The organism is Salegentibacter profundi (assembly GCF_054121475.1).
This window is the reverse complement of sequence record NZ_JBSYGG010000005.1, coordinates 25,865-40,119: the sequence shown is the minus strand read 5'-3', so window position 1 is coordinate 40,119 and position 14,255 is coordinate 25,865. Positions and strand designations below refer to the sequence as shown.

Here is a 14,255-nt window from a genome sequence, read left to right as displayed (position 1 = left end):
CGGTAGGAATATAAGAATCATTAAATAAACACCTTATGAAAAAACTACTATTACTTACAGTTATTATGCTAAGTATGGGCACTATAGCCCAGGAAACTAAAATGGATCAGGGTATTTTTGTATCCGGAGAAGGAATTGTAAAAGTGGTTCCGGACCAGGTGATCATAAAATCCCAGATCGAACATGAGGGCGTCAATGCCAAAACTGTAAAGAAGGAAAATGATCAGACGGTGGACGCGATCCTGAAGTACTTAAAATCCCAGGATATTGCAGAAAAAAATATCCAGACCGATTATGTCAACCTGAACAAGCGATATAATTATAATGATAAGTCCTATACCTATGTGGCCAGACAGGCCATTTCCATTACCTTGGAAGATCTTGATCAGTATGAGGAAATAATCGGGGGATTACTGGAAAATGGTTTAAATGGCATCAGCGGAATACAGTTTAAATCTTCTGAGGTTGAAAAACATAAAACAGAAGCCAGAAGAAGGGCAGTTCTTGAAGCTAAAAGAAAAGCAGAAGAATTCGCCGGCGCACTAAATCAGGAGGTCGGTAAAGCCATAAGCATACGAGAGGCCTCAGGAAATAACTTTCAGCCTGTTTATCGAATGGCTGATATGAAAATCAGTGAGGAATCAGGCTCTCAACAAACCCTTTCTCCCGGAGAGATGGAAATCAGCGTGAGGGTGGAAGTTGGTTTTCAGTTGCATTAAAATGCCATGGCTTAAAAATAGAAATACCCCCAAAAGTTAGATACTTTTGGGGGTATTTCTTTACCGACCCTCTTCGAGATTTTAAGTCCTGCTATTGTTCTCCTAAAAGCTCAGCGATCTTGTTTTCCAGGTTCTGTCCTCTTAAGTCCCGGGCTACTATAACCCCATCTTTATCCAGTATAAAAGTGGCAGGAATTGAGCGAATGCCATATTGTCTTGCCACTGGTTCGTTCCAGAATTCCAGGTGGGAGACCTGGTGCCAGGGAAGCTTGTCGTCCTCAATGGCCTGTAGCCATTTATCTCTCTGGTTTGGACGATCCAGGGATACCCCTATAATTTCAAGGCCTTTATCATGGTATTTTTCATAGATCTTCACAACATTTGGATTTTCAACACGGCATGGTTTACACCAGGCGGCCCAAAAATCGATTACGGTTACTTCACCTCGGATGTCTTCCAAAGAGAGCTCCTCTCCCTCAGGGGTTGGGGCGGTAAAATTAGGCGCCTTGCTCCCTATGGCCACGGCGCTTTCACTTTCAAGTTTTTGTGCTAAGGATTTTGCAATAGCACTTTGTTTTACCTGCTCATCCAGCCCTTCATATAATTCCTTGATCTCCTTGACGGGAAAGGCTTTCATATTGACCATATCCATAAGAACCATCACCGATACAAATGAATCTGGATTTTCCTTCACCATTTTCTTTTTAAATACCTTGTCGTTATCCATCAATTCGGCTTCGGTTTCCTGGAGGACCCTTAATTGTGTAGAGTCCCGCTGCTGAAATGCCTGTTGCATTTGCTGGCGACCTTCTCCTACTTTTTTATTGGTTTCCTTTAGATGATCCAGGTAGGTGTTCAGGGTCTGGTTCTCCTTTCCGCCCATAACCTCTGATGACCTAATACTATCTTTATAGATCTCAAAATTTATGGGTTGATTTTCAGAAATGTAAATAACATTTCCATTGATGCCTTCAATTTCTAAGAAGCTTAGGTTGGAGTTTTCGATGGCAGGAAGATCGAGTTCAAATTTCTCGTCTTTAATTTTGGTAGAGTCAATTCTTTCTGGACGGGTATTTGGATTCTGGAGCTCCGAAACATACACCATCTTGCCATCCTCAATACCTTCGGCATTACCTTTTATAGAATAACCCTTATCTTCCTGGCAGGAAACTGTTATTAAGGCCAGACTGGCTATTACTAATAGTTTTCTCATAATTTCATTTTTAATTTTAGCAAAAATAAACAACTGCTAACACAAGCGTATCTCATTTTTATAAAATATTGTTAATTTGGGGCTTTACCAAAGCTCAGGCCTACAGAAAATGTAATTTTACTCCATATAATCAGGTAATGAAAGAACAAATTCAAGATTTTCCATTTAAGATCAAGATCAGTTTTCACAAGGTGATCGACGTTTATAAAGACCAACTTGAAAATGGCATAGGTGGAATCTCCCGGGAGTATGTAGAGAAAATCCTGGATTATGTCGACTCCTTTCCTCAGCTTACAGAGGGTATTGAAGACCCTGCTGAACTTGTTGAGCTTAAGGAGCCTATAAAGATCTTACTCGATGATATATTCCCCAGTATTTTAAGCGATAATGAGATTAAAACAGCTTCTGCGCCACATCATAATATATTCTTTAACCGTTCCAAACGCTTAAAACGGATAATGAATAATGCTGGAAAGGACTTTAATCTCCAAATGCGCAATATGGATGAAGATATGCATTACATCCATGCCTGTATCAATATCTTGAATGATTATTATGATTATGACATCGACTTCTCCAGACCGATGTACTATGATATTCCTGATGAAAATGACATTATGCGACATTATCGCATCGCTATTAACGGTGATTTTGTTGATCTTGAGCCCACCGAGAAGGCAAGGGAAATCAGCCAGGAAGATGTGGATAAACTCATTCAGAATTTTGAGGATATTTCTGTTTGGAAGGAAATGTTTCCCCCACAAAGCTGGCAGTTTAAAGGCTTTATCATTCTAAACCTTACCGATGTAACCATAGATGAGGCTATCTCAGAACTCAAAACCACCTTGTTGTTTGAAAAGTCCTCTCAGAAAGATGAGTTATTAAAACTCCAGGAGATCTTTCGGTCTATTTATAAGATCCCGGATTTACAAGTGGGTTATACGGCCTATAACCCGCAGGATGAGGTCTTTGAACGAATGGAATCCAAGGATGCCAGGAGTTTTATTTTAAATAAAAAGCAGAAGAATGATTGTAAGTCTGGTCTATGTGAAAAGGGTTTCAGAAAGTTGTTTAAGGAACGGAGTTTCTTTAGTATCCCCAACGTGAAGGCTTATGCCAAAAAAACCAATGATAATTTCCTCTCGCAACAATTGCTTTCCAATGATATCAAAAGTTGTATCCTTGCACCGGTTGTGAAAAATAACCGGCTTTTGGGAATCCTTGAGCTGGTGTCTACCCGCAAAAATGAACTCAACAGTATTAATACCATTAAGCTCGATGAAATATTGCCTTACATCGCTACAGCAGTAGACCGGAACCGCACTGATTTCGAAAACAGGGTCAAGGCGGTTATTCAAAGCGAATGTACTTCTATCCACCCGAGCGTACTATGGGTCTTTGAAAAGGAAGCCAAGAAATTTATTAAGGATTTTGATGAAGATGGGTTGGCCTCATTTAAGGATATCGTCTTTAAGGATATATATCCTCTTTATGGGCAAATAGACGTTGTAGGATCCTCTGAGGCCCGGAATGAGGCTATTCAGAAAGACCTGCTGCACCAGTTAAAAATAATTGTCAAAATAATCGACAAGGCCTACGAAAAAGAGAACCTACCTATTTATGAACAGGTAAAGTTCCGAATTGCCGATTTCAGAAAAGAATTAAAGGAAAGCCTGAATGCTTCCAGTGAACAGAAGGTTTTTAACCTGTTACAAAAAGAGGTGAATCCTATTATGTCGCACCTCAGGAAGCAATCTGCCGAACTTAAAAAGATGGTGGCTGATTATCAAAAGGAACTTAATCCCGAAACCGGAATCGTGTATAACCATCGCAAGAATTACGATGAAACCGTACAACAGATCAACCGCACGATGTCCCGCTATATTGATCGGAAACAGGTTAAGGCACAGGAAATCTATCCGCATTATTTTGAACGTTATAAAACCGATGGGGTGGACCATAATATTTACATAGGGGCTTCGATGGCACGAAATAAAGCCTTTAATAAGGTTTATTTATACAATATGAGATTGTGGCAGCTCAGTACGATGTGTGAAATGGAAAACCGTTTCTACCAGTTGCAGGAAAATAACCCCATTAAACTTGATGCAGCCTCCTTAATCCTGGTGTACAACACCACCCTTTCGATAAGGTATCGAATGGATGAGAAAAAATTTGATGTGGATGGTACATATAATGCCCGGTATGAGATCATTAAAAAGCGTATTGATAAGGCATTCATTAAAAGCACCGAAGAGCGTATCACCCAGAAAGGTAAGATTGCCATAATCTATTCCCAGCGTTCCGATGAGCGGGAATACCTTCGTTATATCAAATACCTCCAGGCCAAAAAATACCTGGGCGAGGAAGTGGAAATCCTTGAATTGGAGGATGTTCAGGGCGTGGTGGGATTAAAAGCCATCAGGGTGAATATTCTCTATACCCCGGATGAGGCTGACCCGGAAAAAACCATTACCTATGAAGATCTAATGCAGGAACTAAACTAAATAAAAAGCGATCACAAAGCTTATCACCGATAGAATTATTCCTGTCATAAAGACGATATAAGTTAGTCTTAAGAGCATGTATTTTCGATGTAAAACCTTTCCAAGCAGATGTAAATCCAGCATCAGTGATTCGTACACATAATCTTTATCCTTAATTATTTCCTTCATTCCCCAACGAAACTGGTCGAAGGGCATCTTATGGAAATTACCGAAAAACAGTAGGTTCACCTCCCTGTTCTTTACCTGGTCTTTGGTGAATTCCCCACTGGTAACGTTAGGTTTGGTCGACATTATCGAAAGGATTATGGAAGCCACACTAAACAGCATTAACACCAGGCTGGGTATTAACAGGTGTTTGTGCATTTCGGCATCCAGTTTCGGTAGTAAATTGGCAAAAGCAAGGGAAATAATTATGGCATTTACCGAAAGCAGGATATTTGCCTTGGTATCGGCAATATCACTCAATTTTATATGATTCCTTAAAGTGACCCTAAAGAGCGTTTGAATGCTTCGTTCAGGATTATCATTTTTAAATTTCGCTTTCATTCGGGCCTTAGCCTCTTCTTTTTTAAGCTTTTTCTCCTGCTTTTTTTGCGACTCTATAAGATCAAGAAGATTTTTTTCCTTGCCTTGTTGCCAGTTGGTAAGGGCATAAGTAGTGTAGAACTGGTGCTTTTTGGTGAGTACTTCAATATTTTCCTGCACCCACTCTGGCGTGGTATAATTTTTAATATTCTGAAGTTCCAATTCCTGTCGGAGCAATTCACTGGTCTCCTCGAAATAATCTTTTGCGAAATGAGAGGAATCCGCATCTCTCATAATTTTTTCCGGAAGGCTTTTCGGTTCAGTATTAAAGCAGGTAGCTTTTATATATTGCTGAACTTTTTCGATGAGTTCAGGGGTGGCATTTTGCTCTTTTAAAAAGGATGTAGCAATGGCTACACTCTCTTCTTCGTGACCCTTAAATGTCCTTGTATAACCCGTGTCATGAAGCCATGCCGCCAGTAATAGCGCCTCTTTGTCTTTAACATTAATTTCAGAATTATCAATTAATTCTTTAGTACTTTTAACCACTCGCTGGGTATGCTTGTAGTTATGATAAATAAATGTATTGGGTAATTTTTCCTTAAAAAGATTCAGCACAAATTTGTCGGCTTTCTCTATTAGTTGGTTCATGTGCACTTTTTTTTTGTCCAAGCCAAATTACAAAAAACTTCAAACTCATATATGAAAAAAAATATCTTCTTCCCCTTTGTCGCTATTTTGGTGTTGTTCACCTCCTGTGTAACGGTAAAGCCGAAAATCCATGAAGATGAACCTAAGGAAGACTTTGGCTATCCTGAAGATAAAGAAATCGAAAAATCTTTTTACCTGATCGGTGATGGAGGGTATTCGCCGGAAGGAGGTTCTTCTGAGGGCCTTATCGCTTTTAAAAATTTCCTGGACTCGGTAAAAAAGCCAGAAAATTACACCTTTTTTCTGGGGGATAATATCTATCCAGACGGGATGCCGCCTGAGGGGGATCCAGAAAGGGAGAAGGCGGAGTATATGCTTGATGCCCAGCTGGATGCCATAGAGGAATATGATGGCAATGTCCTTGTAGTACCCGGTAATCATGATTGGTATAATAAAGGTATTCCTGGACTAGATCGCCAGGAGAATTATTTAAAGGAGCAGTTTGAGGAAAATCTTATCTGGTCTCCCGATACGGGATGTGGCCTGGAAATCATTGAAATTTCAGAGGATATACAACTTATAGTTATCGATTCCCAATGGTACCTGGAAGACTGGGACCGGCACCCTAAGATGAACGATGATTGCGGGCAGATCAAAACCCGCGAAGCCATGCTGCTGGAGGTAGAAACTGAGCTTAAAAAGAGCCAGAACAAAACCGTGCTCATAACACTACATCACCCGGTGCTTTCCAACGGGATCCACGGGGGACAATATAATTTTAACCGGCATATATATCCCACACAAAAAAAGCTACCTATACCCATACTGGGATCCCTTGCCATGTTGATTAGAACTACTGGAGGGGTGTCTATACAGGATCTCCAAAATGAAAGGTATAAGTCCCTGGCGCGACGCCTTGAAACAATAGCCCATAGAAGGGAGCGGGTAATTTTTCTTGCCGGACACGAACATTCCCTTCAGTATATAGATAATGGTAATATCAAACAGATCGTTTCAGGCTCCGGTTCAAAAGGAACTTTCGCCAGTTTGAGTAATGATGGGCGCTTTGCCTATAGTGGGCAGGGATTCGCAGTACTTGATGTATTCAAGGATGGTTCCTCCTGGGTGAGTTTCTACGGGAATGAAAAAAATAAAGCTAAACTATTATTTCAGAAGGAAGTTTATTCGGCGCCCCAGGAGTATGACCTGAGTCAATTCGCTACAGAATTTCCTGAAACAATTACCACTTCGGTCTATTCCAAGGAGGAGACCGAGAAAAGTGATTTTCATCGGACCGTTTGGGGTAAGCGCTATCGTGAACTCTATGGTAAAGAGATCGAACTTAAAGTAGCTGATCTCGATACCCTGTATGGTGGTCTGGAACCCCTAATTAAATCTGGTGGACATCAAACCGTTTCTGTGAGGATGAAGGATACTCTCAATCGGGAGTATAATATGAGAAGAATTAAAAAGGAATCTGTACAGTATCTGCAAAAGGTAGCCTTTAAAACCACGCCTATTCAGGATGACCTGGAAAACACCGTGGCCGAGCGACTGATGACAGATTTCTATACCGCTGCCCATCCTTATGCTTTTCTTGCCGTGCCAGGCCTGGCCTCTGCCGTGGACGTACACCATACCAATCCAGAATTATTTTATATGCCCAAGCAGCCTATCCTGGGGAGGTACAATGAGGAACATGGGGATGATGTTTATATGATCGTGGAACGCCCGGAAGAAAACTGGCTAGGAAAGGAAAGTTTTGGTAGCCCCAACCACGATATTGTAAGTACAGCGGATATGTTTGAAAGGTTAAGACGGGATGAGCGATATATTCTCGACGAGCCGAGATATGTCAGGTCCCGTATTTTCGACATGCTTATCGGTGACTGGGATCGCCACCAGGACCAGTGGCGTTGGGCAGAGATCGAAGACCAGGAAGGGAATCGCACTTTTGAAGCGATTCCAAGAGACCGGGACCAGGTGTTTTCTAATTTTGATGGCGCATTTTTTGGAACCTTAAGAGCCCTGGCTGGTTTTGCAAACCAGTTTGCTGTCTACGATGAAGATATAAAGGATGTGGAATGGTTTAATATCGCTGCGGTGGGACTGGATAGATCCCTGCTTCAGAATGTAGGTCGTGATACCTGGTTGGAAGAGGCGAAATTTGTTCAGGAGAATATAACTGATGAGGTCATCGAAAAAGCTTTTGAGAAACTTCCTCCGGAAAGCAGAGAAGAAACCCTGGAAGACCTTATCAAAAAATTAAAAGGGCGTAGGGATAATATCGTGGATATTTCAATGCGATATTATGATCACCTTGCAAGTCTTGCTATTGTCACGGGTACCGATAAAGATGATTTTATTGATGTTACCAGGATGCCTGAAGGCAAGACCAAGGTGAAAATCACCCGGAATAAAGGAGGGGAGCGCGCCGAGACCTTAAGTGAAAAAATCTATTCCAGGGATGAAACCAAAGATATCTGGATCTATGGACTTGATGACGAAGATAAGATCCTGGTAGAAGGGGAAGGAAATGAAGAAATTTACCTAAGGATAATAGGTGGCCTAGGCAACGACATTTATACGATCAAAAATGGCAATAAATTAAAGGTATATGATCATCAATCGCTGCCCAATACGGTCGTCGAGGCTGGAGATGCCCGGTTTAGATTCAGGGATCACTATGATATAAACACCTATGATAAGGATAAGAAGAATTTTAAAGGGGGAGCTTTTATTCCTGGGTTTGGATATAATCCTGATGATGGTTTTAAAATAGGAGTTGAAAGCGTCTATACTGTAAATGATTTTAAACGCAACCCCTTTACTTCCAAACACACCTTTGGCGGAGGGTATTATTTTGCCACCAACGGTTATGATCTTTATTACGAAGGGGAATTCGCTAATATCATTGGCAGGTATAACCTGCAGGTTGGTGCTAGTTTCAACAGTCCGAATTTTGCCAGTAACCTTTTCGGATACGGAAACGAGACAGAGAACTTCGATGACCAGCTTGGGATGGATTATAACCGCGTCAAGATAAGTCGATATGGAGCTAAAGCAGGCTTTGTCAGAAAAACCCCATTCGGAAGTTACTTCAGTTACCTGGCCAATTTTGAGAGTAATAAAGTGGAAGATACTGAAGGCCGGTTTATCCACGAGGAGTTTAATCCTACAAGTGAGGATTTCTTTGACCGAAAATATTTTGCCGGACTCGATGCCTTATATCGCTATGAAAGTTATGATAATTCCCTGAACCCAACCCGAGGTATGAAATTTGAACTCAATCTTGGAGGGAAGATCAATACTTCGGATACCGACCAACATTATGGGTATTTTAAACCTTACCTGAGCTTTTTTAACGCGCTTAGTCGAAACCGGAAACTGGTATTGAAATCCAAGCTTATGGCTCATTTAAATATGGGTAAGGGTTATGAATTCTACCAGGCGGCGCGTCTTGGTGGCGAAACGGGCCTTAGAGGGTATCGGTTGCATCGGTTCATAGGACAGAGCTCCATGGCAACCGGAGGAGACCTGCGGTATAGTTTTGATGAATTCAAGACAGGGTTTTTGCCCCTGCAGGTAGGGATCTTCGGTGGTTACGACCTGGGAAGGGTCTGGAATGATTTCGAAGAGAGTAATAAATGGCACGACAGTTATGGTGGAGGTTTTTGGGTCACCAGTGCACGAGCCGTCAATGGTACATTTAGTTTCTTTAAAGGATCTGAAGGATGGAGGTTTGCCTTCGGTATTGGCTTTGAATTCTAAAGAAAGCCTTTCTGTTTTAAGAAACTCAGCACTATCCGACACCTGCTTAATATGGCAGGTGTATTGGTTTTATGGCAACCCTGGGACATTTCATTGACCTTAGCAAAATAACTCCTTGTATAACAAGCCATGATAATTGAGATAAACCAGTTTATGGCTGATCTCTTTTATTGATCTAAACGAAACTTAAAGAGGTTCCTGCCGGTTGCTGCAGCCTGTTCATCGGCAATGTATAGGCTGTTGCTATCCTTGAAACACAGGCTCTCTTTTTGCGAATTATGGCCAAATTCCAATCGTTTTATTTTTCCACCAGGAAAATGATCCTTTTCATAATCCGTAACTACATATACTGATTTATGGGTGAGTAAAATTAACTTTTTCTGATCTTCACTTACTGTAGCTGCTGTTATCCGGCAGGAGTTCTTTTGACAGCTCTGGAATTCTCCAATCCATTTAGCGGTATGTCTTCCAGGCTTATCGGGTAAACGATAGATTTTTGAGATTCCATCGCTTTTGCTGCTCCGGTTTTTGGTAAAGAGGTAAAGCTTATCCTTTACATGAACAAAAGCTTCAATATCAAAATTCCGATCCTTTTTTTTGGGGGGATAGGCCTTCTGATCCTCCAGCTTAAAAAAGATTTTGGAGGCGGTGGTCTTACCTGAAGTATTCTTCTCGGGATTCTTTATTTTGTAAATGACCAGGTCTTCCCGTTTATTCCGGTTATTACCAAAGTCTCCGATATAGAGGTGGCCCGAGCGATCCCGAGCCAGGTCTTCCCAATCCTTATTTTCCGCATTGGTGATTTCTATGGTTTTCAAGGATGAAGTTCCAGGCCTTAGGCCATACAGCAAATTTTTGTTGCCGGAATCATTGATCATCCAGATCAGGTCTGATTCCGGAAATTTCTCCATCCCACTTACTTCTTTCATCGTGGCCGGTAAATGTTGAATCTTTTTCAACTGGCCATAATCCTCACAACTCCAAAGCAGGAAAATTGTCAACAATGCTAATATTCTATAGTGAATCATCTTACTGGTCACTTTGTGGATCACGTAGGGATAGCTTATTGGAAAAATCTATTGTTCTAATTGGGAATGGAATGGTGATTTCGTTACTGTCAAAGGCTTTTTTGATCGCGATGATCGCCTGGTGCTTTGCTTTTAAAATATCGCGGTTACCGGAGACATCGGTCCAGAATCTGATCACAAAATTAATGGAACTATCTCCAAATTCGGTGTACATAAATTCCACTTCCTCATTGGGTTTTGGAGGAAAAATTTTCTCGATAGTATCGATAGTCAGTTGCTGAACAAATTCCAGGTTGGAATGGTAAGCAATTCCGCAATCTAGGCTAACTCGGGATCTCGGGGTAGAGGAAAAGTTTTTAAAAGGTTCCTCGACAATCTTTGAATTAGGGATAACCACATAATTGTTGTCTGCCTGTTTGATAACGATATTGCGGAGATTGATATCTATAACCTGGCCGGCATAGGAGTTGGTTTCGATCCAATCTCCTATTTGAATTTCAGGAAGAAAACTGAGGATAACCCCAGAGAAGGTGTTATTTAAGGTGCCTTGCAGGGCAAGGCCAATGGCCAGACCAACAACCCCGGCACTTGCAAGGACTGTAGTCAGTACCTTATCCAGATTAAGTAATCCAAGGGCCACAAAAAAGCCAATAAGGACTACGGCAACCTTCAGCACTTTTATGATCATCCTTCGGATGGATTCCTGTTTAATCCTGATTCTTAACAGTCGGTCCAAAACCCTACCCAGGTAACGGGCCAGGATCAGAAACAAGATAAAAACAAGAATGGCCAGCACAAAATTCGGTAAATTCAGAATTATTGTGTCCAGCCATTGTTGAAGTTTAATCCCTATTTTTGTTAGGGATTCATAAAAGTTATAATCATCGAACATTCAATGGGAGATTACTTGGCCTTTTTTACCGGTGCGTGTTCATCGGTAGTTTTCATTTTCCAGGCATCAAGCATCCAGCTTGTTTTCTCCAATTCTCTGATATAAGCACCGATTAGATCTATGGTTCCTTCATCACCGGCTTTATCGGCCACTTCCACCACATTGCGCATCTGTTTGAGCAAAATGCCATGGTCTTTTAAAAGCGCTTCTATCATTTGGTAATCAGTGAGATCAGCCTTTGCTTCTTTAAGGTTTGAGGCCTTCAAGTATTCACTTAGATTACTGGTGGGTTGATGGCGAAGGGTTAAGATCCTTTCGGCAATTTCGTCGACTTTAAGCTTGGCATCATCATAGAGCTCTTCAAATTTTTCGTGCAGGTCAAAGAAATTCTTTCCTATGACATTCCAGTGAAAATTTCGAAGCTTCTGGTAATAAAGATGATAATCGGCTAGGAGAACATTAAGCTCTTTTACGGTGTTCTCGGTTTTCTTTTTATCTAATCCTAAGTAACTCATAGTTTTTGTTTATTGAAATTTAAATTATGATATAAAAATACAATAGTTTAGTGAACTTGCCAAGCCGTATTATTGCTTTAATAGAAGTTTAACGGGTTACCGATCTATGGGGCGATGGTCCTTTAGATCCAGTTTTTTCATCATTTCATCGGAAACTTGTCCGCTTGAGATTCCATAGCCATCTACAAGGACACCTTTCCGGCCATTGGTAGTGGTTATGGCGTAGAGAATGGCGTTATCATCAGGATTGCTCATCCCTTCGAATCGAAGCACTTTATCAACATCAAATTCTTCAATCCCAAAGGTCTCATTTTTAGATTTGATCTCAATTTGCTCATCCAGCAGATTGAAATCATGTTCGTATCCTTCCTCCAATTTAAGTTTATTAATTGCCTGGGATAATGTTCCGTAATCTTTCATTTTAATGTTTTTGACATGATTAGACTATTAAAATACGGCGGAAGCCTAATATTTGCAAACTACTCTGGGGGTTTAGGATAAGTTTAACTCCGAGGAAAATTCACCTGTATAGTAAATGAAAGTTAACCAGTCTTTTATTTATTGTTGATCCCGATCTTTTTTGTTTTTTCGGAAAAAACTTAAGGGGAAGACAAGAAAAATGAACAGGTACCAGCCGGTAAGAATTCCAATGATGGTGATCAGGGCTGCAAGAATATAAAACCAGTAGGCTCGTAAGAAATTCATAGTATTGCCAAAATTATAAAAACAGCCAGAAGATAGAAAATCCAGTAAGGTTTGAGCTTTGCAGGATTTTCTCCAAAAAGGCTCTTGGTAAGTTTAAAATAAAAATCACGATTTTTAGCAATGTGATTATACGCCATATCGCTGAACTTCTCAAACCATGCGTATTCTTGGTACCAGTAGTGCCACCTTTGATTCCCCGTATAATACAGGCTTCTGTAAGCGGAATCGGGGCCATTATAAACCCTACCGTTGGGTTCTATAAGCCTACTTGCCTTTTTGAATTCTTTGAGTGGAATATCCGGAAATTCAGAAGCCTTATCCTGGTAGGTGACAAAATTGATTTTATCCTTCGTTTTTAATTGCCATCGGGTTTTCCAGAATTTACAGAAACCGCAGGTACCATCCCAGACCATTGTTGGTGTTTGGGGGGCATATTTAGTCTGATTGATTTTGGCAAACATCTACATTAGTATTTAAAAACCGATTAAAGGTATTAAATCTTTAATAAAGTGGGGAAATCAACCGAGTTAAGGAATTATTTTCAACAAATATTCATACTTTTATGAATTATTTACTTTTTCAGCAATATTATGAAGAATAAGATCACCCTAAAAGAACTAGCAAAATTACTTAATGTATCAATTTCAACGGTTTCCAAGGCTTTGAATGACAGCCCTGAGATTAGTACAAAGACTGTTGAGCGGGTAAAGGAATTAGCAAAACTCCACAATTACCGTCCTAATCCGGTGGCTGTGAATTTAAAAAGCAGTAAGAGCGGCACTATAGGGGTTATCATTCCCAATATTTCCAATACCTTTTTTGCAAAGGTGCTTTCTGGAATTGAAGCTGAAGCACAGCGGGCAGGATTTCAGGTTATTACCTATATCTCTAATGAAAAGTATGAACGGGAGAAGCAAATTTGTGATATGCTGACCACCGGTTATGTAGACGGGGTATTGATCGCCGTTGCTGAGGAGACCCAACGTAAAAAAGAATTCGACCATTTATACCAGTTAGTGGATTATGGTATTCCGGTAGTACTCTATGATCGGATAAATTTCGATATCCCGGCCGACCGGATAGGGATCGATGATGTGGGCACCTTTGGTGAGATCACCAAACGTTTGCTGGACAAAGGCCTTAAGAAAGTTGGCATTGCCACTACCATTCATCATATGGGAGTTGGGAAATTAAGAATTGATGGATATAAACAGGCTTTACCCAAAGAGAAAAACTTCTTTATCGCCAATTCTGCAAGACCGGCAGTTTTAAAGGAAAAAACAGAAAAAATGCTCGTTGAGGATAAGGTCGAGGCTGTGATCTGTACGGATTTTGAAAGCACTATGCAGGTTTACCGTACGGCTTTTGAACATAAAATAAATATCCCTAAAGACCTCAAAGTAATCGGGTTTATAGGCAAGGAGCTCGCCAGATTTTTAGCTCCAAGTATTAGTTATATTGATCAGTTTCCTGAACAAATGGGGGCAGGAGCCATGGAGCTACTTGAAGCCCGACTTAATAATTATAATAAGGAGAAATCCAATGTAGAAAGAATCATTAAAACCAGTCTGGTGGATTTAGAGTCGACCCAATTTTAATTGGAATAGTAAAGAAAAGGGTTTGAGAAAAACAACCTTATTCTTCCTCCAATTATAATTTAGGTGAATATAACTAAGAAGTGTCAATTAGAAGCGATTTTTAATATTTTGAATTTTAAAACCAAGCGTTT

General features: G+C 40.5%; 12 protein-coding genes. 4 read left to right on the top strand and 8 right to left on the bottom strand.

Going from position 1 to position 14,255, the window contains the following annotated elements:
• Positions 1 to 35 precede the first annotated feature (35 nt).
• Positions 36 to 719, top strand: coding sequence for an SIMPL domain-containing protein (locus ACW6NC_RS08790; RefSeq protein WP_457865300.1), 684 nt, complete (start codon positions 36 to 38; stop codon positions 717 to 719).
• Positions 720 to 810: 91 nt separating this feature from the next.
• On the opposite strand, the gene ACW6NC_RS08785 is transcribed toward ACW6NC_RS08790, so the two are convergent.
• Positions 811 to 1,932, bottom strand: a complete 1,122-nt coding sequence (locus ACW6NC_RS08785; RefSeq protein WP_457865298.1) for a redoxin domain-containing protein — start codon at positions 1,930 to 1,932, stop codon at positions 811 to 813.
• A gap of 137 nt (positions 1,933 to 2,069) precedes the next feature.
• On the opposite strand from ACW6NC_RS08785, the gene ACW6NC_RS08780 reads away from it, so the two are divergent.
• Positions 2,070 to 4,439 (top strand): GAF domain-containing protein, encoded by a 2,370-nt coding sequence (locus ACW6NC_RS08780; RefSeq protein WP_457865296.1) that lies wholly within the window; start codon positions 2,070 to 2,072, stop codon positions 4,437 to 4,439.
• Here ACW6NC_RS08780 and ACW6NC_RS08775 read toward each other — a convergent pair.
• Positions 4,431 to 5,615: a Pycsar system effector family protein gene (locus ACW6NC_RS08775; protein ID WP_457865295.1), complete on the bottom strand. Its 1,185-nt coding sequence runs from the start codon at positions 5,613 to 5,615 to the stop codon at positions 4,431 to 4,433. The genes ACW6NC_RS08780 and ACW6NC_RS08775 overlap by 9 nt on opposite strands.
• A 51-nt stretch (positions 5,616 to 5,666) precedes the next feature.
• Here ACW6NC_RS08775 and ACW6NC_RS08770 point away from each other — a divergent pair, with 51 nt between their 5' ends.
• Positions 5,667 to 9,386 (top strand): metallophosphoesterase, encoded by a 3,720-nt coding sequence (locus ACW6NC_RS08770; RefSeq protein WP_457865293.1) that lies wholly within the window; start codon positions 5,667 to 5,669, stop codon positions 9,384 to 9,386.
• A gap of 167 nt (positions 9,387 to 9,553) precedes the next feature.
• On the opposite strand, the gene ACW6NC_RS08765 is transcribed toward ACW6NC_RS08770, so the two are convergent.
• From ACW6NC_RS08765 to ACW6NC_RS08740, 6 genes are all read right to left on the bottom strand, one after another.
• Positions 9,554 to 10,414: a hypothetical protein gene (locus ACW6NC_RS08765; RefSeq protein WP_457865291.1), complete on the bottom strand. Its 861-nt coding sequence runs from the start codon at positions 10,412 to 10,414 to the stop codon at positions 9,554 to 9,556.
• Between the two features lies 1 nt (position 10,415).
• Positions 10,416 to 11,306, bottom strand: a complete 891-nt coding sequence (locus ACW6NC_RS08760; RefSeq protein WP_457865289.1) for a mechanosensitive ion channel family protein — start codon at positions 11,304 to 11,306, stop codon at positions 10,416 to 10,418.
• Between the two features lie 11 nt (positions 11,307 to 11,317).
• The gene (locus tag ACW6NC_RS08755) at positions 11,318 to 11,821 is read right to left on the bottom strand and encodes a Dps family protein (RefSeq protein ID WP_457865288.1); all 504 of its coding nucleotides are present in this window, start codon (positions 11,819 to 11,821) and stop codon (positions 11,318 to 11,320) included.
• Between the two features lie 96 nt (positions 11,822 to 11,917).
• The gene (locus tag ACW6NC_RS08750; protein ID WP_457865286.1) at positions 11,918 to 12,241 is read right to left on the bottom strand and encodes a phosphoribosylpyrophosphate synthetase; all 324 of its coding nucleotides are present in this window, start codon (positions 12,239 to 12,241) and stop codon (positions 11,918 to 11,920) included.
• A gap of 138 nt (positions 12,242 to 12,379) precedes the next feature.
• Complete coding sequence (locus tag ACW6NC_RS08745) at positions 12,380 to 12,526, bottom strand: hypothetical protein (RefSeq protein WP_457865285.1); 147 nt, start codon at positions 12,524 to 12,526, stop codon at positions 12,380 to 12,382.
• On the bottom strand, positions 12,523 to 12,987 hold the full coding sequence (locus tag ACW6NC_RS08740) for a thiol-disulfide oxidoreductase DCC family protein (RefSeq protein ID WP_457865283.1): 465 nt from the start codon (positions 12,985 to 12,987) through the stop codon (positions 12,523 to 12,525). Before ACW6NC_RS08740 ends, ACW6NC_RS08745 begins: the two co-directional genes overlap by 4 nt.
• A gap of 129 nt (positions 12,988 to 13,116) precedes the next feature.
• Between ACW6NC_RS08740 and ACW6NC_RS08735 the strand changes: the two genes are divergently transcribed.
• Complete coding sequence (locus ACW6NC_RS08735; protein ID WP_457865282.1) at positions 13,117 to 14,124, top strand: LacI family DNA-binding transcriptional regulator; 1,008 nt, start codon at positions 13,117 to 13,119, stop codon at positions 14,122 to 14,124.
• Positions 14,125 to 14,255 lie beyond the last annotated feature (131 nt).